We start from the raw sequence: 20,880 nt of genomic DNA on the forward strand, positions 1-20,880 counted from the left end.
TGCCGTAGACCGGCGGAACATACGAACGGGCCGTACGGAGAGAATCCGTACGGCCCGTTCCGCATGTCCGTCAGGCGTTACGCGGGGACGCTCGCCACGCCCTGCGCCAGGAACTTCTTGCCGTACACACGCTCCGAGTAACCCTCACGGTCCAGGTACGGCGTGATGCCGCCCAGGTGGAAGGGCCAGCCGGCGCCCGTGATCAGGCACAGGTCGATGTCCTGGGCCTCGGCCACGACACCCTCGTCGAGCATCAGGCCGATCTCCTGCGCCACCGCGTCCAGGACGCGGGTGCGGACCTGGTCCGCGGTCAGGACCTTGTCGCCCTGCTTGAGCAGCGCCGCGACCTCGGGGTCCAGCACGGGCGCGCCCGTGTCGTACTGGTAGAAGCCGCGCTTGCCGGCCTTGACCACAGCGGCCAGGTTCTCGGAGACCGTGAAGCGCTCCGGGAAGGCGCGGTTCAGGGTCTCGGAGACATGCAGACCGATGGCAGGGCCGACCAGCTCAAGCAGCACCAGCGGGGACATCGGCAGACCGAGGGGCTCGATGCCCTTCTCGGCGACCTCGACCGGGGTGCCCTCGTCGATGATGTTCTGGATCTCGCCCATGAAGCGGGTGAGGATGCGGTTGACGACGAACGCCGGGGCGTCCTTCACCAGGACCGCGGTCTTCTTCAGCTTGCGGGCCACACCGAAGGCCGTGGCCAGCGCGGCGTCGTCGGTCTGCTCGCCGCGGACGATCTCCAGGAGCGGGAGGATCGCGACCGGGTTGAAGAAGTGGAAGCCGACGACCCGCTCGGGGTGCTTGAGCTTCGACGCCATCTCGGTGACCGAGAGCGAGGAGGTGTTGGTGGCGAAGATCGCGTGCGCCGGGGCGACGGCCTCGACCTCGGCGAACACCTGCTGCTTGACGCCGATCTCCTCGAAGACCGCCTCGATGACGAAGTCGGCGTCGGAGAAGCCGTCGGCCTTGTCCAGCACACCGGTGACCAGGGCCTTGTAGCGGTTGGCCTTGTCCTGGTTGATGCGGCGCTTGCCGAGCAGCTTGTCGATCTCGGCGTGGACGTAGCCCACACCCTTGTCGACGCGCTCCTGGTCGATGTCCGTCAGGACGACCGGGACCTCAAGGCGGCGCAGGAAGAGCAGCGCCAGCTGCGAGGCCATCAGGCCCGCGCCGACGACGCCGACCTTGGTGACCGGGCGGGCCAGCGCCTTGTCCGGCGCACCGGCCGGGCGCTTGGCGCGCTTCTGGACCAGGTTGAAGGCGTAGATGCCGCTGCGCAGCTCGCCGCCCATGATCAGGTCCGCCAGGGCAGCGTCCTCGGCGTCGAAGCCGGCGCTCAGGTCGCCATCCTTCGCCGCCGCGATGATCTCCAGTGCGCGGTACGCCGCCGGGGCCGCGCCGTGCACCTTGGAGTCGGCGATGGCCTTGCCGCGCGCGACGGCCTGGTCCCAGGCGTCGCCGCGGTCGATTTCCGGCCGTGCGACCTGGAGCTCGCCGCGCAGTACCGCGGACGTCCAGATCAGCGACTGCTCCAGGAAGTCCGCGCCCTCGAAGATCGCGTCCGCGATCCCGAGCTCGAAGACCTGCTTGCCCTTGAGCTGCCTGTTCTGGTTGAGCGAGTTCTCGATGATGACCGAAACCGCGCGGTCCGCGCCGATCAGATTCGGCAGCAGCGCGCAGCCGCCCCAGCCCGGAACCAGCCCGAGGAAGACCTCGGGGAGGGAGAAGGCGGGGAGCGCGGAGGACACCGTACGGTACGAGCAGTGCAGGCCGACCTCGACGCCGCCGCCCATCGCCGCACCGTTGTAGTACGTGAAGGTGGGGACGGCCAGGCCGGACAGGCGGCGGAAGACGTCGTGGCCGCCCTTGCCGATGGCCAGCGCGTCCTCGTGGCGCTTCAGCAGCTCCACGCCCTTGAGGTCGGCGCCGACCGCGAAGATGAACGGCTTGCCGGTGATGCCGATGCCGACGATCGTGCCCTCGGACGCCTCCTTCTCGACCTGGTCGATGGCGCGGTCGAGGTTGCCCAGCGACTGCGGCCCGAAGGTGGTCGGCTTGGTGTGGTCCAGGCCGTTGTCCAACGTGATGAGCGCGAAGCGCCCGCCGTTGGAGGGCAGGTCGATGTGGCGCACGTGCGCCTGCGTGACGACCTCGCCGGGGAACAGCTCGGCCGCGCCCTTCAGAAGCTCAGCGGTAGTGGTGCTCACTTGTTGCCTCCGTCAAAATGCGGGTTCTCCCAGATGACCGATCCACCCATGCCGAAACCGACGCACATGGTGGTGAGGCCGTACCGGACGTGCGGCTGCTCCTCGAACTGCCGCGCAAGCTGCGTCATCAGGCGTACGCCCGACGAGGCCAGCGGGTGGCCGAACGCGATCGCGCCGCCGTACTGGTTGACGCGCGGGTCGTCCTCCGCGATGCCGTAGTGGTCGAGGAAGGCCAACACCTGTACGGCGAAGGCCTCGTTGACCTCGAACAGCCCGATGTCGGAGATGGACAGACCGGCCTTGGCCAGTGCCTTCTCGGTCGACGGGACCGGGCCGATGCCCATGACCTCGGGCTCGACGCCCGCGAAGGCGTAGGAGGTCAGGCGCATCTTGACCGGCAGTCCCAGCTCGCGCGCCACGTCCTCGGCGGCGATCAGGGAGGCGGTCGCACCGTCGTTCAGACCCGCGGCGTTGCCCGGGGTGACCCGGCCGTGCGGGCGGAACGGCGTCTTGAGTCCGGCCAGGTTCTCCAGCGTGGTGCCGGGGCGCATCGGCTCGTCGGACACCGCCAGACCCCAGCCGGTCTCGCCGACGTCCGGGTTGGTGCGGCGTACGGAGACGGGCACCAGGTCGGCCTGGATCTTGCCGTCGGCGTAGGCCTTGGCGGCCTTCTCCTGGGAGCGGACGGCGTACTCGTCGGAGCGCTGCTTGGTGATGGCAGGGAACCGGTCGTGCAGGTTCTCGGCGGTCATGCCCATGAAGAGGGCGGACTCGTCGACGAGCTTCTCCGACACGAACCGCGGGTTCGGGTCGACGCCCTCACCCATGGGGTGGCGGCCCATGTGCTCGACACCGCCGGCGACGGCGATGTCGTACGCACCGAAGGCCACGCCGCCCGCGATGGCGGTCACGGCGGTCATCGCGCCCGCACACATGCGGTCGATGGAGTAGCCGGGGACGGTGGTGGGCAGGCCCGCGAGAATGCCGGCGGTACGGCCCAGCGTCAGACCCTGGTCGCCGATCTGCGTGGTCGCGGCGAGGGCGACCTCGTCGATGAGGGCGGGGTCGAGATCCGGGTTGCGGCGCAGCAGCTCCCGGATGCACTTGACGACGAGGTCGTCCGCGCGGGTCTCGTGGTAGATGCCCTTCGGGCCCGCCTTGCCGAACGGGGTGCGGACGCCGTCGACGAAGACGACGTCCCTGACGGTACGAGGCACGATGGCTCTCCTCCAGGGAACGGGGTGGCACTGCTGCACGCACGGCACGCCGCGAAGGCGTGCTGCGTACCGCCATGCTACTTGCGGGTAACCAGGCTGCCCACCCCCCACGGCGGGAGCGTCGAACGTCACACGCGGAAAACCCCACGGGCCGCCTCCGGGGAGGCGGCCCGTGGGGCTCAGAGCGGTCGGGGCGCGGTCAGGCGGCGGCGGCGGCGAGCGCCGTCGTCAGCAGCGGCGTGACCAGGTCGATCTGCCACTGCCGTGCGCCGTACGAGGCCAGCGAGGCCGCGACGGCTTCCGGCGCCGGGTCCGCCGGCGGCTCCCAGCACACCCGGCGCACCGTGTCCGGGGTGATCAGATTCTCCTGGGGCATGTTCAGCTCCTCGGCGAGAGCCGTGACCGCCGCCCGCGCCGCCGCGAGGCGGGCCGCGGCGGCCGGGTCCTTGTCCGCCCAGGAACGCGGCGGGGGCGGGCCCGTCATGGCTTGCCCCGGCTGCGGGAGCTCCAGGTCCGGCAGCGCCCTGGCCCGGTCGACCACGGCCTGCCACTGATCGAGCTGCCGGCGGCCCATGCGGTGGCCGAAGCCGGGCAGCGCGGTCAGGGTCTGGGTGTCCAGCGGCACGGCGAGGGCGGCCTCGACGATCGCGGTGTCACTGAGGACCTTGCCCGGCGACACGTCGCGGCGCTGGGCGATCTTGTCCCGGGCGTTCCACAGCTCGCGCACGATCGCCATCTGACGGCGGCGCCGCACCTTGTGCATCCCCGAGGTGCGCCGCCAGGGGTCCTTGCGGGGAGGGGCGGGTGGGGCCGAAGCGATCGCGTCGAACTCCTGGTGGGCCCAGTCCAGCTTGCCCTGCCGGTCGAGCTCCTTCTCCAGCGCGTCCCGCAGGTCGACGAGGAGCTCGACATCGAGCGCCGCATAGCGCAGCCAGGGCTCGGGAAGGGGGCGGGTGGACCAGTCGACCGCGGAGTGGCCCTTCTCCAGGGCGTATCCGAGGACGGACTCGACCATCGCGCCCAGGCCCACGCGAGGGAAGCCCGCGAGCCGGCCGGCGAGTTCAGTGTCGAACAGCCGGGACGGAACCATGCCTATTTCACGCAGGCACGGGAGATCCTGGGTGGCCGCGTGGAGGATCCACTCGGTGTCGGCGAGGGCGTCGCCGAGGGTGGAGAGGTCGGGGCAGCCGACCGGATCGATGAGCGCACTGCCCGCGCCTTCACGGCGCAGCTGTACGAGATAGGCCCGCTGGCCATAGCGGTAGCCGGACGCCCGTTCGGCGTCGACGGCGACAGGTCCGGTGCCCGCGGCGAACGCCGCGACCACTTCGGCAAGTGCTTCGGCGGTGGTCACCACCGGGGGGATGCCTTCGCGGGGCTCCAACAAGGGAATCGGCGCCGGTTCGACGTCGACCGGGGGCTGCGACGCCGGCGGCAGCGGCCGCTGGTCCCCGGGGGTTCGCAGGTCTGGCTCTGCTGCGGTCGTCTCTTGGGCGTCGGTCACGTGTAAAGGGTATCTGTGTATGGACAGCGCCCGCCGACGGAACGTTCCGTCGGCGGGCGCTGGAGGGTTGCGAACCGGTCAGTGGATGATTCCGGTCCGCAGAGCCACCGCGACCATGCCGGCGCGGTCGCCCGTGCCGAGCTTGCGCGCGATGCGGGCGAGGTGGCTCTTGACGGTCAGTGCGGACAGTCCCATCGAGACGCCGATGGCCTTGTTGGACTGGCCTTCCGCGACCAGCCGCAGCACCTCGACCTCACGGCCGGAGAGCTCGCGATAGCCGCCCGGGTGGCTCGGGGACCCCGGGGGGCGACGGTGCATCCGTGCTGCCGCGGCGCCGATGGGGGCGGCGCCGGGGCGGTTGGGGTGCCCGATGTTCGTGCGGGTACCGGTGACGACATAGCCCTTCACGCCGCCCGCGAGGGCGTTGCGTACGGCGCCGATGTCATCGGCGGCGGAGAGGGCGAGGCCGTTGGGCCAGCCCGCCGCCCGGGTCTCGGACAGCAGGGTCAGCCCGGAACCGTCGGGCAGGTGGACATCGGCGACACAGATGTCGCGCGGGTTGCCGATGCGAGGGCGTGCCTCCGCGATGGACGAAGCCTCGATGACGTCGCGCACTCCAAGGGCCCACAGGTGGCGGGTGACGGTGGAGCGGACGCGCGGGTCGGCTACGACGACCATGGCCGTCGGCTTGTTCGGGCGGTAGGCGACCAGGCTTGCGGGCTGCTCGAGGAGAACGGACACCAGGCCTCCTGGGGGGAGTGGCGGACGGGCCGGCTCGGGGATGAAGCCGGGGCGAACCGTGCTGGAAGGGTCAATGACCTCTTCGGCAGCAGTGCCGCTCTCCTTTAGGGGAAGATCACGATTTAGTGAGTAACAATTCGGGCAATTCAGACGCGTGATCGATCATGTGAAGAAATGGGAACGCGATGCGAACGCGGCGGAAGCGTCCCGGAAGTGCTTCGGGCACGGATAAGGGCGCGCCCGAAGGCGCGCCCCGACACCCTCCAGTGTGTCTGTCAGGACGTCTGTGGCCCGCGTCGCTGCGGCAGCGACACCACGCCCGCACCCGCGTCCACCGAACCGGAACCCGGCCCGCCGACGGGCGCCGGCGGCAGCCCCGCGAGCTGGCACAGCAGATCGCACCAGGCCGCCAGATGGGCCGCGGTGTCCGGCACTCCGCCGCGACCCTCGCGCGGGGTCCACGACGCACGGATCTCGATCTGTGTCGCGGGGCGGCGGTCCGCGAGGCCGCCGAAGTAGTGCGACCCTGCCCGGGTGACGGTGCCGCTCGCCTCCCCGTACGACAGGTCCCGCGCCTCCAGGGCGCCGGTCAGCCAGGACCAGCACACCTCGGGCAGCAGCGGGTCGGCCGCCATCTCCGGCTCCAGTTCCGCCCGTACGAGCGTCACCAGCCGGAACGAACCCTGCCAGGCGTCGTGCCCCGACGGGTCGTGCAGGAGTACGAGTCTGCCGTCCGCGAGATCGTCATCGCCGTCGACGACCGCCGCCTCCAGGGCATACGCGTGCGGCGCGAGTCGTTTGGGCGGTCTGGTGGGATCGACCTCGATCCCTGGGCGCAGCCGCGCTGTGCGCAGGGCGTCGACCGCCTGACGGAACGCGGGCGGGGCGGAGTTGTCCTCCGTGCCACCCGTGTCGTCAGCATCATCCGAAAGTCGTCCCTGAGCCGGAGCCATGCGGGGAAGAGTAGGCGGAACGGGGTCTTCGCGCAGGGACAGACACCCGGCCGGGGACAACGGCTTAGGCGCGCATGCGAAGATTCTGGGCGTGAGTGCCAACGACGTTCCCCAAACTCTCAGGTCCCTTCGAGCAGGGGAGACCTCATCCTCGGGCCGACCGCAGAGTCAGACGTACGACTCCACCTTCCTCAAGGCATGCAGGCGCGAGCCCGTGCCGCACACGCCGGTGTGGTTCATGCGGCAGGCGGGGCGCTCACTTCCTGAGTACCTGAAGTTGCGCGAGGGCATCGCGATGCTCGACTCGTGCATGCGGCCCGACCTGGTCGCCGAGATCACCATGCAGCCCGTACGACGTCACAAGGTCGACGCGGCGATCTACTTCAGCGACATCGTGGTGCCGCTCAAGGCCATCGGGATCGACCTGGACATCAAGCCGGGCGTCGGCCCGGTCGTCGCCCAGCCGATCCGCAGCCGCGCCGATCTCGCACAGCTGCGCGACCTCACGCCGGACGACGTCGCGTATGTGACCGAGGCGATCGGCATCCTCATGGGGGAGCTCGGGTCCACTCCGCTCATCGGATTCGCGGGCGCGCCATTCACTCTCGCGAGTTACCTCGTGGAGGGCGGCCCCTCGCGCAACCACGAGCACACCAAGGCCCTGATGTACGGCGACCCGCAGCTGTGGGCCGATCTGCTCGACCGGCTCGCGGAGATCACCTCGGCGTTCCTGAAGGTGCAGATCGAGGCGGGCGCGTCCGCCGTGCAGCTCTTCGACTCCTGGGTCGGCGCGCTCTCGCCCGCGGACTACCGGCGCTCGGTGATGCCCGCTTCGGTCAAAGTTTTCGACGCGGTCGCCGGGTACGGCGTCCCGCGCATCCACTTCGGTGTCGGTACGGGCGAGCTGCTCGGCCTGATGGGTGAGGCCGGCGCGGACGTCATGGGCGTCGACTGGCGGGTCCCGATGGACGAGGCGGTGCGCCGGGTCGGACCCGGCAAGGCGCTGCAGGGCAACCTCGACCCGGCCGTCCTCTTCTCCACGACCGAGGCGGTCAGGACCAAGACCCGCGAGGTGCTGGATGCGGCGGCGGGTCTCGACGGGCACATCTTCAACCTCGGTCACGGGGTCCTGCCGACGACGAACCCGGACGCGCTGACCCGCCTGGTCGAGGACGTCCACGAGCAGACGGCGCGGTAGGGGGCGGGGGCGCCTGCGGCGGGCTTGTCCCCACCCCGCCCCTTCCCACAACTGGGGCTCCGCCCCAGACCCCGGTCCTCAAGCGCCGGACGGCTGGAATGGTTGCCGCAAGCGGCAACATCCAGCCGTCCGGCGCTTGAGGACACGCCCGAAGGGGCGTCCGGGGGTCCGGGGGCTTGCCCCCGGTTTCGGGAAGGGGCGGGGTGGGGGACAAGCCCGCCGCAGGCGGCCCGCCCGCCCCGCCCCCTACGCCCCCGCCTTCCGCACCGCGGTCACCGCCTTGCGCGCCGCCACCAGGACCGGGTCCCAGACCGGGGAGAACGGTGGCGCGTATCCCAGGTCCAGGGCCGTCATCTGGTCCACCGTCATCCGCGCGGTGAGCGCGACCGCCGCCACGTCCACCCGCTTCGCCGCACCCTCCCGGCCGACGATCTGCACGCCGAGCAGCCGCCCCGTACGCCGCTCCGCCGTCATCTTCACCGTCATCAGCGACGCGCCCGGGTAGTAACCGGCGCGGCTCGTCGACTCGATGGTCACCGTCACGAATTGCAGGCCCTCCGCCCGCGCGTCCTTCTCCCGCAGCCCGGTACGGGCGATCTCCAGGTCGCAGACTTTGCTGACCGCCGTGCCCACGACCCCCGGGAACGTGGCGTAGCCGCCGCCCGCGTTCGACCCGATGACCTGGCCGTGCTTGTTCGCGTGGGTGCCGAGCGCGATATGGCGCAGCCGGCCCGAGACCAGGTCGAGCACCTCCACGCAGTCGCCGCCCGCCCAGATGTTGTCGTGCCCCCGTACCCGCATCGACAGATCGGTGACCAGCCCGCCGGATCCGCCGAGCGGCAGTCCCGCCGCGCGGGCCAGGGCCGTCTCCGGCTCGACACCGATGCCGAGGACCACGACATCCGCCGGATACCGCGCGTCCTTCGTCGCGACCGCGGTGACCTGGCCGTCGGCGCCGGTGAGGACCTCGGTGACCTCGGCGCCCGCGACGGTGGTGATGCCCATGCCGTTCATCGCGTCGTGCACCAGGCGGCCCATGTCCGGGTCGAGGGTCGCCATCGGCTGCTCACCGCGGTTGAGCACCGTCACGTCGTAGCCCCGCCGGATCAGCGCCTCGGCCATCTCGACACCGATGTAACCGGCGCCGACGACCACCGCCCGGCGGCCCTTCGTCTTCTCCAGGGTGTCGATCAGCGCCTGGCCGTCGTCGAGGGTCTGCACGCCGTGCACCCCGGGCGCGTTGATGCCGGGCAGTGACGGCCGGACCGGACGGGCGCCCGTCGCGACGATCAGCTTGTCGAAGCCGGTCCAGGACTCCGCACCCGATTCGACGTCGCGGGAGCGGACCCGCTGCCCGGCGACGTCGATCTCGGTGACCTCGGTTCTGACGCGCAGATCGATGTCGCGCTCGCGGTGCTCCTCGGGCGTACGGGCGATGAGGGCGTCGGGGCCCGCCACTTCGCCGCCCACCCAGTACGGGATGCCGCACGCCGAGTACGAGGTGAAGTGGCCGCGCTCGAAGGCGACGATCTCCAGCTCGTTCCTGCCCTTGAGCCGGCGGGCCTGCGATGCGGCGGACATGCCCGCCGCATCGCCCCCGATGACCACCAGTCGCTCCGCCGCCATGGCGTGTCCTCCTCAGTGTGTGAACCCTGAGAACAGTCTCACTCCTGCGGCTTCTCCCCGGCGGGCGGTCCGGCCGGGGTGGCCGCCGCGACAGCAGGGACGGGGGTCCGCCGCTGCGGCAGCCGGTCGCGCAGCAGACGCCAGAGCACATAGACCACGGCGAGCGCGGCGGCGAACGGAGCGACCGCGCCGAGCGCCATGGCGACCCACTTCAGGGTCGTGATGAACGCGTCCCAGCCGCCCCCGAGCGCGTCCAGGAAACCGGGGTCGTCGGCCTTGGGGTCCTTCTTCGGCTCGGTCTCGGAGAGTTCGAGGGTGATCGTCGCCATGGTCGTGCGGTCCTTCAGCGACTCCTGCTGTGCGAGCAGCGCCTCAAGATCTGCCTGACGAGTCGTCAATTCGCTCTCGGTCATGACCAGATCGCTGATCTTCGTCGCCTTGTCCATCATCACGCGGATGCGCGCGATGCTGGTCCGCTGCGACGTGATGCGGCTCTCGACGTCCACCACCTCACCGGTGACGTCCTTGGCCTCGGCCTTGCGGCTCAACAGCTTGCCGGTGCCCGCCAGTTCCTTGAGCACCGAGTCGTACGCGTCCTGCGGGACCCGCAGGACGACGCGCGAGAACACATGGTCGTCCTCGGTCCGTTCGGTGCTCTCGTTCCCGACGATGCCGCCCGCCTTCTCGGCCGCCGCCCGCGCCTTGGCGAGCGCCTTGGGGGCGCTGTCGACCTGTACGTCGAGCGACGCGGTGCGGACCATGTGGGTCGCGGCCCGGGGGAGTTTCTGCTGCCCCGCGCGGTCGGCGGCCTTGTCGGAGCCGGACCCGGATCCGCTCCCGTTGTCCGGCGCCTTCGCCCCCGCGTCCTCGTCCGGGCCGTCGGCGACGCCGCGGTCACCGTTCTGCTCCGCGGGCGCGGCGGCCTCCTGGCCGGCGGCCTTGTTGTCGCCCCCGCGATCGCCCGCTCCGCATCCCCCGAGTGCCAGCGAAGCGGTGAGCAGGGCGGCCGCGAGGACCTTGAGAGAACGATGCCTGGGCGTACGTACTGCACGCATGTCGGCTCCCCCGAATGTCGTGATGGATGTTGCCGGTTCGACGCGGGAGGCACTGGAACGGGTTGCCCCTTTCCGGTCCCGAAGCGGTCACGGTCGGGACTCGTTCAGGGTTTGAGAGAGTGGACCCATGCAGCGTTCTTCGCACCACGTGGACACCCATGCGCCCCATGTCGTCGTCATCGGCGGCGGCATCTCCGGTCTGGCCGCCGCGCACCGGCTCACCGGCACCGGCGTGCGCGTGACCCTGCTCGAAGCCACCCATGGGCTCGGCGGCAAGCTGCTGGCGGGCGAGATCGCGGGCACGGCCGTCGACCTGGGCGCCGAGTCGATGCTCGCCCGACGGCCCGAAGCGGTCGATCTCGCCCGCGCGGTGGGGCTCGGCGACCGGCTTCAGCCGCCCGCCACCGCCACCGCTTCCCTGTGGAACCGGGGCACGCTCCAGCCGATGCCCAAGGGGCACATCATGGGTGTGCCCGGCGACCCCTCGGTGCTCGGCGGAGTCATCTCCGAGAGCGGCCTCGCCCGCATGGGGCAGGACCACGAGCTGCCCCGCACCGAGGTCGGCGAGGACATCGCGATCGGCGATTACGTCGCGGCCCGCCTCGGCCGCGAAGTCGTCGACCGGCTCGTGGAGCCGCTGCTCGGCGGGGTGTACGCGGGAGACGTGTACCGGACCTCGATGCGGGCCGCCGTACCGGCGCTCTTCGAGGCGGCCAGGACGTACGACTCGCTTCTCGACGGCGTACGCGACATTCAGCGACGGGCCGACGAGAAGCAGCAGACAGGCCCCGTCTTCATGGGCATCGAAGGGGGCGTGGGCACGCTGCCGCACGCCGTCGCCGACGCCGTGCGCGCCCGGGGCGGCGAGATCCTCCTGGACGCTCCGGTGATCGGCCTGACCCGTGCCGCCACCGGCTGGCACGTGCGTACCGACGCGCTGCTGATCGAGGCGGACGCCGTGGTCCTCGCGTCGCCCGCCTGGGCCGCCTCCGCGCTCCTCGCCGCCGAGTCACCGGCCGCGGCCACCGAGCTGTCCACCGTCGAGTACGCCTCGATGGCCCTGGTGACCATGGCGTTCCGGCGGGAGGACATGGCGGGGATGCCCCAGGGGTCCGGCTTCCTGGTGCCGCCCGTCGACGGGCACACCATCAAGGCCGCCACCTTCTCGACCCGCAAGTGGAGCTGGGTGGACGCGGGCGCCCCGGACCTCTTCGTGCTGCGCACCTCCATCGGGCGCTACGGCGAGGAGGAGCACCTGCACAAGGAGGACGCCGAGCTCGTCGGTGTGTCGCTGCGCGATCTCGGCGCGGCGACAGGGCTCGCGGCCCGGCCGGTGGCCACCGAGGTCACCCGCTGGATCGGCGGCCTCCCGCAGTACCCCGTCGGGCACCTCGCCCGCACCGCACGCGTGCGTGAAGAGGTGGCGAAGCTTCCCGGGCTGCGGGTCTGCGGGGCGGCGTACGACGGAGTCGGCATTCCCGCCTGTGTCGCGAGCGGCACGCGGGCCGCCGACGAGATCATGGTCACCCTGGCCCCGGCGCGGGGCACGGATCACGGCGCGGGAGAATAGCCCTATGACTGATGCCCCGGAGACTGCGACATCCCCCCGAGGTCCGAACGCCGGCAAGAAGGCCAAGGACCTCAACGACGTCATCCGATACACGCTGTGGTCCGTCTTCAAGCTGCGCGACGTGCTGCCCGAGAACCGCGCCGGATACGCGGACGAGGTGCAGGAGCTGTTCGACAAGCTCGCTGCGAAGGACGTCACCGTGCGCGGCACGTACGACGTGTCCGGCCTGCGCGCCGACGCGGACGTCATGATCTGGTGGCACGCGGAGACCTCGGACGAGCTCCAGGAGGCGTACAACCTCTTCCGCCGCACCAAGCTGGGCCGCGCGCTGGAGCCGGTCTGGTCGAACATGGCGCTGCACCGCCCCGCCGAGTTCAACAAGTCGCACATCCCGGCGTTCCTGGCCGACGAGACGCCGCGCGACTACATCAGCGTGTACCCCTTCGTGCGCAGTTACGACTGGTATCTGCTGCCCGACGAGGACCGCCGCCGGATGCTCGCCGAGCACGGCAAGATGGCCCGCGGTTACCCCGATGTGCGCGCCAACACCGTCGCTTCCTTCTCGCTGGGCGACTATGAGTGGCTGCTGGCCTTCGAGGCCGACGAGCTCTACCGCATCGTCGACCTCATGCGGCACCTCCGCGCGTCCGAGACCCGGATGTACGTACGCGAAGAGGTGCCCTTCTACACCGGACGTCGCAAGGACGTCGCGGACTTGGTGGCGGGGCTCGCCTGACCGGCGGTTCCGTCATCCTGGCCCGGAAGATCAGACGGCGGGCGCAGGCCTTCTGGCCACTGCCCGTTCGTCCAGCGACACCGGGTTCGGCTCCCGGTGCGGCGCGCATTGTGCGCGCCGCACCGGCGTCCGGCCGGTCAGCAGATACCTCTCCAGGTGGCCGTTGACACACGCGTTGTCGCCACCGCCGATGCCGTGCGTACCGGCGTCCCGCTCCGTGACCAGCGCGGCTCCCGGCAGCCGCCGTTGCAGCTCCAGAGCGCCCGGGTACGGCGTCGCCGCGTCCCGCTCGGCGGCCAGGATCAGCGTCGGGGGCAGTGCGCCCGGCTTCACCCGCACCTCCAGGGGCACCTGGCGCGGCGCGCTCCAGTAGGCGCACGGCAGATTCATCCAGGCGTTGGCCCAGGTCTCGAAGGGCGCACGCCGCGCCAGCTTCGTGTTGTCGCGGTTCCACACCCGCCAGTCGGTCGGCCAGGGCGCGTCGTTGCACTCGACGGCGGTGTACACGGCGTTGCCGTTCTCGTCGTCCCACGCGGCCTCGGGCTTGGGCGAGGCCTGGTCGATCAGCGGCCTCGGATTGCCCTTGAGGTACTCACTGAGCGCGGTGGCCCGCATGGCCCAGTAGTCGTCGTAGTAACCCGCCCTGAGGAACGCCGACTGGAGCTCACCGGCCCCCACAGTGCCGTCCGCCGGCTTCTTGACGAGCGCGGCGCGCACCTTCTCGTAACTGGCCAGCACCTTCCGCGGTGTATCGCCGAGCCGGTAGGTCCTGTGGTGCTTGGCGACCCAGGTGCGGAAGTCCGCCCAGCGGCCCTCGAAGGCCAGTGACTGGTCGAGGTTGTTGCGGTACCAGATCTGCCCCGGGGCCGGGTTGACCGCCGAGTCGAAGACCATACGGCGCACATGGGTGGGGAAGAGCGTCGCGAACAGGGCGCCGAAGTAGGTGCCGTACGAGGCTCCCATGAAGGTGAGCCTCCGCTCGCCGAGCGCCGCCCGCAGGACGTCCAGGTCGCGGGCGTTGTTGAGGGACGTGTAGTGGCGCAGCGCGTCGCCCGCGTTGCGGGCGCACCCCGCCGCGTACGCCTTGGCCGCGTCGATCCGTTTCTGCCGGTACGCCGCCGAAGGATCGGCCGGGTCCTGGGTCGGCGCCTTCGTGAAGTCCTTGGGGCTCTGGCAGGAGAGCGTGGCGGAGCGGCCGACGCCGCGCGGCGCGTAGCCGACGAAGTCGTACGCGGCGCCGATGCGCTTCCACTCGGGCAGCTGGGCGGCCATCGGGAAGTACATGCTGGAGGCGCCGGGGCCGCCGGGGTTGTAGACGAGCACGCCCTGGCGCTCCACGGGCTTGCCGGACGCCTTGACGCGGCTGACGGTCAGGGTGATCAGCCGGCCCGAGGGGTCGGCGTAGTCGAGCGGGACCTTCACCGTGCCGCACCGGACCGGGGCGGGCAGATCCTCGGCCTTGGGGCAGGCACCGAAGGTGATACCGGCGGTGGCCGCGCGCCGGGCGGCCACCGCGGTGCCGAGGGTCTCGGCGGCCCGTGGTTCGGCGCCGCCCGCTGGGGGGACGGCGACGAGGGCCGTCAGGACCAGGGAACCGAGGGAGGCCACCGTCCCGTACATCACAACTGCTCTCACCGCTGTCGTCCCTTCGTACGATTAGCTGACAAAGGGGATCCTGGTGAGGTGCCCGGCGATGTAAAGCACCTGGGCACGGTGTCGGGATCAATGACCCCGATGCGTCATACGGATGTCTCGTGACCGCTGTCGGTGCTGGTCAGAGCGGCCCGCAGATCGGGATCCGCGACGGCGTGGGCGCCGTGCAGGGCGACGGCGGTGAGGAACTCGACATCGGCGCCGTCATGGTCGCCGACCGGCCGGGGCGCGAGCGTGCCGAGCAGCCACAGGCCGGTGGGGGAGGCCCAGCGGGTGTTCGCGCCGACCTCGATCCGGGCCACCAGGAGACAGCCCAGACTGAGGACGAGCGGGAGCGCGAACCAGGCCACGATGTGCATCCGTACCGACTGCTCCTGATCGGGCATCAGCAGGGACACGGCGCCCAGCGCGAGCACGAGCAGCGTCGCGCCCCGCACGGTGCGCACCGCGGTGGCGAGGGACGTCCGGGTGGCGTCGGGGACGGCGAGGCCCGCGGCGACCAGGCGGTCGGCCACGCCCCGTACGGCGCCCGCGGCAGCCGTGGCGGTCCGTACGGCCGCCGTCCTGGCCTGCCCTCCTGAGCCGATCGCGCGGATGACGGAGCACTCCAGGTCGTCACGGCCCGCCGGATCCACGACGGTCGCCCAGCCGGTGTGCGCGAGCAGCAGCATGCGGTGGTGATGCATCGACAGCAGCGTCAGATCCGCGACCCTGGCCGGGCCGCCGGTGAGGAACGCGGCCTCGGGCAGGCTCAGTCCGCGCTCCGTGGCGGTGGCCTCCGCGGGCGCCGCGAAGTCGGTGGCGGCGGTCGCGGTGGCGGCGAGGCAGAGCCTGGCGCAGGCGGTCACCGCTGCCGCGCAGGCCACGACGAGGAAGAGGACCCAGAACATGGCGGATGTCTACGCGAAGGGTTCGGCGGGGCGCCATGGGCTGTCCAGCATGTGGACTGCCCGCTGTGGGTCCGGGGACCTGTCATGTCCGGTCACTTCGTCCCCTTTCGCTTGGTCCCCTTTCGCTTGGTCTCCCTTCGCTTGGTTTCCCTGGTGATCGCGGCACGCGCCGCCCGCACGATGCGGGTCGCCCGGCGGGTCGGGCGCGGCCCGGAGTGGTCCTGCCACCAGTGGGTCAGCCTGCGCCGTACGGCGGCGTCCGACGGCGGGTCGGTGACCAGCAGCCGCTCGGCGAAGTCCAGGGCGTCACGGCGGTAGCCGTCCGACATCGGAAGGGACCTGGCGTAGGCGAGGAACGCGGGCCGGTAGCCGTCGCCGAGGATCTCCGCCAGCTCCGGAGCGACCTTGGCGACGACGTCGGCCCGCTTGCCGGCGAGCGCGCGGCTCTGGACGCGCAGTCGCGTCGAGTCGAAGCCCTCGGGGGCGGGCGTACCGGCGACGAGGGCGGACAGGAGGGCGGTCTGGGTGAGGGCGACGCGCGTGCGGGTGTCGGCGGTGGTGGCGTTCGCCCCCTGGCCCGCCTCTTCGCGCAGCCGGGAGCCGGACCCAGGATTTCTCGCGGTGCGCGGCGCGGCCGGGGGTGCGGGGAGCAGGGCCGTCCCCTCGCGGTCTGTCGCGCCGGGGCGTTGGGTCTCACCGGTCGTGGGCTGTGATCGATGGGCGGTCAGTGTGGTCCGTATCTCCGTCAGCTCCGCCGCCAGTTCCTCGTGCGGGGGAAAGTTCTCGTCCCGCTCCAGGAGCACTCCCGGCGGGTCCGTGCGGGAGCGGAGTTCGGCCAGGATGTCCAGGATCGGGCGCGTCACCGGGTGCCCGTGGGTGTCGTGCCAGACACCGTCCTTCTCCATGCCGCCCGCGACATGGACGTACGCGATCGCCTCCACCGGGAGTTCGTCCAGCGCCGCGGCCGGGTCCTCGCCGCGGTTCACATGGTTCGTGTGCAGGTTGGCCACGTCGATCAGCAGCCGCACGCCGGTGCGCTCCACCAGCTCGGCAAGGAACTGGCCCTCCGTCATCTCCTCGCCGGGCCAGTTGATCAGCGCGGCGATGTTCTCCAGGGCGAGCGGCACCGGCAGCGAGCCCTGCGCGATGCGGACGTTCTCGCACAGCACACGCAGGGCCTCCCACGTGCGGGGGACCGGCAGCAGATGCCCCGCCTCCAGCCGCGGCGATGCGGTGAGCGGGCCGCCCGCCCGTACGAACGCGATGTGCTCGGTGACCAGGGGAGCGCCCAGCGCCTCCACGCGGGCCGCCAGGTCGGCCAGCCGGTCCGCGTCGGGGCGGTCCGCGCCGCCCAGGCCCAGCGAGACCCCGTGCGGGATCACCTTCGTGCCGCGGGCGCGCAGGCGCAGCAGGGATTCGGGGATGTGGCCGGGGCAGATGTTCTCCGCGACCGCCTCGACCCAGTCGATGCCGGGCAGCCGCTCCACCGTGTCCGCGATCTCGGGACGCCAGCCGATTCCTATTCCCAGACGCTCCATGTGTGTGTCCCCCTCCTGCGCTTCGTACAGGGGTAATGGCCCCGGCGCGCGGCATCGAACCCGCAGGAGGGGACGTTCAGAGGTTGATTTGAGGTTCCTGCCGCGGTGCGGTTCCTCCTACGGCGAGGGCTCGGGGCGGTTCGTATTGACCGCGGGCTTGCCGATTTCCTCCGTCGGTTGCGCGGAGGGCTTCGATGTGGCGCTCTGGCCCCCGGTCGGCCGCACGGCCGGCGCCGAGGGCACGGTGACCCCGCCGTTGGGCGGCGGCGGCCCCGAGGGGCTCGCGGTGGCGCCACCCGCTGCCTCGTTGGCCATGGCGTCGAAGTCGACGAGCCCGGTGGCCTCCAGCATGGTGATGTGGTCGAGGACCGTCTGGTTGGCGTCGGTCGCCAGCTGCCGGATCAGGGAGTTGCGGGTGGTGTGCCGCACCTCGGCGACCGCCGAGAAGACCTTGCCGTGCGCGTTGCGCAGGAGGTTGGCGAACTTACGCTCGTACTCCTGGCCGTTGGCCGCCGACAGCTCCCTGAGCCAGCCCTGCTGCTGCTCCGTGGGCTGATTCGGCAGCGGTACGTTGAGCTGCGCGGCCACCAGACGGGCCCGCTTGTCGAGGTCCGAGTGACCGACGATCAGATGGTCGCCCGCCTCCTTGATGGCCTCGCTGGGCGCCCGCTCGATCGCCTGCTGGCCCGCGGGCAGCTCCCACAGGCCCGCCAGCCGCACCTTCACCAGCAGATCGCGGTCGGCGGCGGACAGTGGGCCCCACTGGGTCCCGACGGACGAGGCGTTGAGATTGGCCTCACCGGTTCCCGAGCGGTCCGCGTAGGACCACACTGGGAAAGCGAGCGCGCCGAGAGTGGCGACAAGTGCCGCGATGATGAGCGCTGTTCCGTTGATACGTCGCAACAAAATGTGTCTCCCGAGCCGATGCGTTACCACCGTCGAACCAACCGCCTACTGAACGGCCGGACAACCCAATCACAGGTATTCCTAGGTACGTGTGACGCAGTCGACGTGTTCAACGGGACTCAGGAGGAAGGTGTTTCAGACGGGTCGCAAAGGGCGGAGCGCGGGGTGGTCGGCGACCACCGTGCAGGAGCCCGGCGCGATCTCACTGACCATCAATGTAACTCATGCACTATTCTTCGGCATATGAACGTCCTCATACCTCAGCGACCAGTCCTGTACTGCCGATTGTCCTACGCGCCCGACGGGTCACTGGAAAAGGTGGAGCGGCAGGAGGCCGATGGTCGAGCGATGGGCGCCCGCCTGTCGTGGCCCGACTTCTGAGGTTCCCCTCGTAGCGTGGAGTCCGTGGCTGCAGGGGAAGTTGAGAGTCATGGCGGAGAAGCGACGGGTGTTCAAGCCGGAGTGCCGTGAGGGGGCTGTACGGATCGTGACGGAGACGGGGAAGTCGATCCCCGTGTTTGCGCAGGACCTCGGCATCAACCAGACGACGCTGGCGAGTTGGGTGTCGCGGGTGAATCGTGCCGGCGGAGGCCAAGCGGCGGACGAAGCCGAGGAGAACGCCCGGCTGCGGCGGGAGAACGCCCAGTTGAAGAAGGACAACAAGGAGCTGGCCATGGAGCGTGATGTCCTCAAACGCTGCATGGTCCTGTGGGTGAAGTAGCTGTGGCGGACCCGGTCGTGGTGGCCGGGGTGATCAGCGACCAGAGGACCGAGCACGGCATCCCGCACACCGTCTCGTGCCGTGCGCTGGGGGTGCGCGAGTCGTGGTTCTACAAGTGGCGCATGGCCGAACCCACCGGGCGTGAGCTGCGGCGGCGGCAGCTGGAGGAAGCGATCGCGGGCGTCTTCGAGAAGTCCGGCGGCACCTACGGCTCCCCGAAGGTGTTCATCGAGCTGGTCCGCACGGGCTGGCGGATCTCGGTGAACACGGTCGCGAAGGTCATGGCCGATCTCGGCCTGGCCGGACGCAAGATCAGGCGTCGTCGGTGCCTGACCAGGCAGGGGAAACGGCCGGCCGCACCGGACTTCGTGAAACGCGACTTCACCGCGGAGGAACCCGATCTTGTCTGGGTGGGTGACATGACCGAGATCGTTACTGGAGAGGGCAAGCTGTATCTCGCCACGGTCATCGACCTGTACTCCCGGCGCCTGCTCGGCTACGCGATGGGTACCTTCCACGACGCCGACCTGGTCGTGGCCGCGCTGAACATGGCCGCGGCGACCCGCGGCGGTGACGTACGGGGCGTGATCTTTCATAACGACCCCTTGAACCTGAGGAATACACCTCACGGAAGTTCGGCCGGGCCTGCCGGAAGCTGGGCGTGTTTCAGTCGATGGGCCGAGTCGGATCCTGCTTCGACAACGCCGTGAGCGAGGCATTCAACAGCGTCCTCAAGGTCGAGTACGTCTACCGGCACACCTTCACCACCCGGGCCGAGGCCCGGATCAGGATCGCCACCTGGATCACCGACTTCTACAACACCCGTCGGCTACACAGTGTGTGCGACTACAAGAGCCCGATCGACTACAAACGCGAGTACCGGGCCGGCCTCAGCGTGGGGCTGGCTGCATAGCAAGGGCTCCACACTTCGAGGTGAGGTTCCCCCGAGATGCGGAGGGCGATGACAGCGGGTCAGATGGTTCTCATGAGAGGAACTCTGACCATGGCCGCTCCGAGGAAATATCCGCTGGAGTTGCGTGAGCGTGCGGTGCGGATGTATCGCACCGCCGAGCCGAAGCCCCAGATCAAGCGCCTGGCCATTGAGCTGGGGGTCCACCCGGAGGCACTGCGCGGCTGGATCCGCCAGGCCGAGGCCGACCGCGGCGAGCGCGACGACCGGCTGACCACCGAGGAGAAGGACGAGCTGGGCCAGCTGCGGCGGGAGGTGAAGGAACTGCGCCGGGCGAACGAGATCCTGCGCACGGCCTCGGCTTTTTTCGCCCAGGAACTCGACACGACCCGGCGCAGGTACTGACGTTCCTCAGCGAACGCAGTGACCTCGGTGTCGAGCCCGTACTCCGGGAACTGCACGTCCCCTCGTCCACCTACTACCGCTGGCGCCGGCAGGAGAAGGAGCCGTGTGAACGCCGCCGCCGTGACGCGGAGTTGACGACCAAGATCGAGGAGATCCATGCCGACTCCGGCGGGATCTACGGCTCGCCCCGCGTGCATGCCGTGCTCAAGCGCGAGGGCGTGGCCATCGGCCGCAAGCGGGTCGAGCGATTGATGCGCGAGGCCGATCTGGCGGGCCTCAGCCCACGCCGCACGGGCAAGGGCTTCACCCGCCGCGACCCGACGGCCACGCTCGCCCCGGACCTGGTGCAGCGGGACTTCACCGCTCCCGTGCCGAACCGGCTGTGGGTCACCGACCTCACCATGATCCCCACGGGTGAGGGACCGCTGTGGCTCTCCGCGATCCGCGACGCCTTCTCCCGCCGGGTGGTGGCCTGGGAGACCTCCGCCCGCGCGGACGCCGACCTGGTCCTGTCCTGCCTCGAGTACGCCCTGGCCAGCCGCGAGCCCGTGCCCGGCACCTTGATCCATCACGCCGACCACGGCTGTCAATACACGTCCATCAAGCTCACAACACGGCTGGTACGTGCGGGTATTGAGGGGTCGATGGGGTCCGTGGGCGACAGCTACGACAACGCCCTCGCGGAGAATCTGTGGATGCTGATCAAGACCGAGTGCGTGCGCGGACGCGTCTTCGTCACCCGGGCCGAGGCCAACCTCGCGCTGTTCGAGTACATCGACGGCTTCTACAACAGCCGACGCATCCAGAAACGCCTCGGCTACCTCAGTCCCATCGAGTTCGAGGAGAAGCACTACGCCAACCAGGCGACGACCGAACAAGCGAACCTGAAACCACGTCAACCCATCCTGACCAGCTGATCAGCACCTCCCGCACACCGGGGGAACCTCAAGGGGATTGACAATGGCCTCTCACGTCTGCGACCAGGCGGCCACACCGCGGCTGGCGTTGGGTGGACGCCGGCCACCGCACCACCACTTTCGAGTACGG

General features: G+C 70.4%; 19 protein-coding genes. 8 read left to right on the plus strand and 11 right to left on the minus strand.

Translation table 11 applies throughout. From position 1 onward, the window contains the following. Positions 1-77: 77 nt before the first annotated feature. The 5 genes from ABCR94_RS18490 to ABCR94_RS18510 all read right to left on the minus strand — a co-directional run bounded on the left by ABCR94_RS18490 (position 78) and on the right by ABCR94_RS18510 (position 6,625). Entirely contained in the window at positions 78-2,210 is a 2,133-nt protein-coding gene (locus ABCR94_RS18490) for a 3-hydroxyacyl-CoA dehydrogenase NAD-binding domain-containing protein (RefSeq protein WP_347120456.1), read from the minus strand. Further along, positions 2,207-3,427, minus strand: a complete 1,221-nt coding sequence (locus ABCR94_RS18495; RefSeq protein WP_347120458.1) for a thiolase family protein — start codon at positions 3,425-3,427, stop codon at positions 2,207-2,209. Before ABCR94_RS18495 ends, ABCR94_RS18490 begins: the two co-directional genes overlap by 4 nt. A 199-nt stretch (positions 3,428-3,626) precedes the next feature. Beyond that, positions 3,627-4,931, minus strand: coding sequence for an HRDC domain-containing protein (locus tag ABCR94_RS18500; RefSeq protein WP_347120459.1), 1,305 nt, complete (start codon positions 4,929-4,931; stop codon positions 3,627-3,629). Between the two features lie 78 nt (positions 4,932-5,009). Next, positions 5,010-5,672: a helix-turn-helix transcriptional regulator gene (locus tag ABCR94_RS18505; protein ID WP_283520055.1), complete on the minus strand. Its 663-nt coding sequence runs from the start codon at positions 5,670-5,672 to the stop codon at positions 5,010-5,012. 275 nt (positions 5,673-5,947) lie between these two features. Then, positions 5,948-6,625, minus strand: coding sequence for a DUF3000 domain-containing protein (locus ABCR94_RS18510; RefSeq protein WP_347120461.1), 678 nt, complete (start codon positions 6,623-6,625; stop codon positions 5,948-5,950). Positions 6,626-6,716: 91 nt separating this feature from the next. Here ABCR94_RS18510 and hemE point away from each other — a divergent pair, with 91 nt between their 5' ends. Beyond that, positions 6,717-7,823: a uroporphyrinogen decarboxylase gene (gene hemE, locus ABCR94_RS18515; RefSeq protein ID WP_347120462.1), complete on the plus strand. Its 1,107-nt coding sequence runs from the start codon at positions 6,717-6,719 to the stop codon at positions 7,821-7,823. Positions 7,824-8,069: 246 nt separating this feature from the next. On the opposite strand, the gene ABCR94_RS18520 is transcribed toward hemE, so the two are convergent. Together ABCR94_RS18520 and ABCR94_RS18525 are read right to left on the minus strand one after the other, a co-directional pair. Continuing rightward, a complete protein-coding gene (locus tag ABCR94_RS18520) occupies positions 8,070-9,449 on the minus strand; it encodes an FAD-dependent oxidoreductase (protein ID WP_347120463.1) in 1,380 nt (459 codons plus the stop codon). 38 nt (positions 9,450-9,487) lie between these two features. Further along, on the minus strand, positions 9,488-10,504 hold the full coding sequence (locus ABCR94_RS18525) for a DUF4349 domain-containing protein (protein ID WP_347120465.1): 1,017 nt from the start codon (positions 10,502-10,504) through the stop codon (positions 9,488-9,490). A gap of 127 nt (positions 10,505-10,631) precedes the next feature. Between ABCR94_RS18525 and hemG the strand changes: the two genes are divergently transcribed. Both hemG and hemQ read left to right on the plus strand, forming a co-directional pair. Continuing rightward, positions 10,632-12,074 carry a protoporphyrinogen oxidase gene (gene hemG / locus ABCR94_RS18530; RefSeq protein ID WP_347120467.1) on the plus strand — a complete coding sequence of 481 codons (1,443 nt, stop codon included), beginning with the start codon at positions 10,632-10,634 and terminating at the stop codon, positions 12,072-12,074. Positions 12,075-12,078: 4 nt separating this feature from the next. After that, positions 12,079-12,810, plus strand: coding sequence for a hydrogen peroxide-dependent heme synthase (gene hemQ / locus ABCR94_RS18535; protein ID WP_347120469.1), 732 nt, complete (start codon positions 12,079-12,081; stop codon positions 12,808-12,810). Between the two features lie 30 nt (positions 12,811-12,840). Here the strand turns inward: hemQ and ABCR94_RS18540 are convergent, their stop codons facing one another. The 4 genes from ABCR94_RS18540 to ABCR94_RS18555 form a co-directional block, all read right to left on the minus strand. Continuing rightward, the gene (locus ABCR94_RS18540) at positions 12,841-14,430 is read right to left on the minus strand and encodes an alpha/beta hydrolase (protein ID WP_347120743.1); all 1,590 of its coding nucleotides are present in this window, start codon (positions 14,428-14,430) and stop codon (positions 12,841-12,843) included. 119 nt (positions 14,431-14,549) lie between these two features. Next, positions 14,550-15,353 (minus strand): TIGR04222 domain-containing membrane protein, encoded by an 804-nt coding sequence (locus ABCR94_RS18545; protein WP_347120470.1) that lies wholly within the window; start codon positions 15,351-15,353, stop codon positions 14,550-14,552. Positions 15,354-15,445: 92 nt separating this feature from the next. Next, the gene (locus tag ABCR94_RS18550; RefSeq protein ID WP_347120471.1) at positions 15,446-16,891 is read right to left on the minus strand and encodes an MbnB/TglH/ChrH family RiPP precursor modification enzyme; all 1,446 of its coding nucleotides are present in this window, start codon (positions 16,889-16,891) and stop codon (positions 15,446-15,448) included. Between the two features lie 117 nt (positions 16,892-17,008). Next, positions 17,009-17,794 (minus strand): DUF4142 domain-containing protein, encoded by a 786-nt coding sequence (locus ABCR94_RS18555; protein WP_347120745.1) that lies wholly within the window; start codon positions 17,792-17,794, stop codon positions 17,009-17,011. Positions 17,795-18,227: 433 nt separating this feature from the next. On the opposite strand from ABCR94_RS18555, the gene ABCR94_RS18560 reads away from it, so the two are divergent. The 5 genes from ABCR94_RS18560 to ABCR94_RS18580 all read left to right on the plus strand — a co-directional run bounded on the left by ABCR94_RS18560 (position 18,228) and on the right by ABCR94_RS18580 (position 20,750). Further along, positions 18,228-18,518, plus strand: a complete 291-nt coding sequence (locus ABCR94_RS18560) for a transposase (RefSeq protein WP_347120472.1) — start codon at positions 18,228-18,230, stop codon at positions 18,516-18,518. Beyond that, positions 18,506-19,228 carry an IS3 family transposase gene (locus tag ABCR94_RS18565; protein ID WP_347120474.1) on the plus strand — a complete coding sequence of 241 codons (723 nt, stop codon included), beginning with the start codon at positions 18,506-18,508 and terminating at the stop codon, positions 19,226-19,228. Before ABCR94_RS18560 ends, ABCR94_RS18565 begins: the two co-directional genes overlap by 13 nt. Further along, the gene (locus ABCR94_RS18570) at positions 19,225-19,431 is read left to right on the plus strand and encodes an integrase core domain-containing protein (protein ID WP_347120476.1); all 207 of its coding nucleotides are present in this window, start codon (positions 19,225-19,227) and stop codon (positions 19,429-19,431) included. Before ABCR94_RS18565 ends, ABCR94_RS18570 begins: the two co-directional genes overlap by 4 nt. Before the next feature lie 72 nt (positions 19,432-19,503). After that, a complete protein-coding gene (locus tag ABCR94_RS18575) occupies positions 19,504-19,833 on the plus strand; it encodes a transposase (RefSeq protein ID WP_347116874.1) in 330 nt (109 codons plus the stop codon). 50 nt (positions 19,834-19,883) lie between these two features. After that, positions 19,884-20,750, plus strand: coding sequence for an IS3 family transposase (locus tag ABCR94_RS18580; protein WP_347118397.1), 867 nt, complete (start codon positions 19,884-19,886; stop codon positions 20,748-20,750). The last annotated feature ends 130 nt before the right edge of the window (positions 20,751-20,880 follow it).

The organism is Streptomyces changchenzhani (genome assembly GCF_039766235.1).
Lineage (GTDB): Bacteria > Actinomycetota > Actinomycetes > Streptomycetales > Streptomycetaceae > Streptomyces.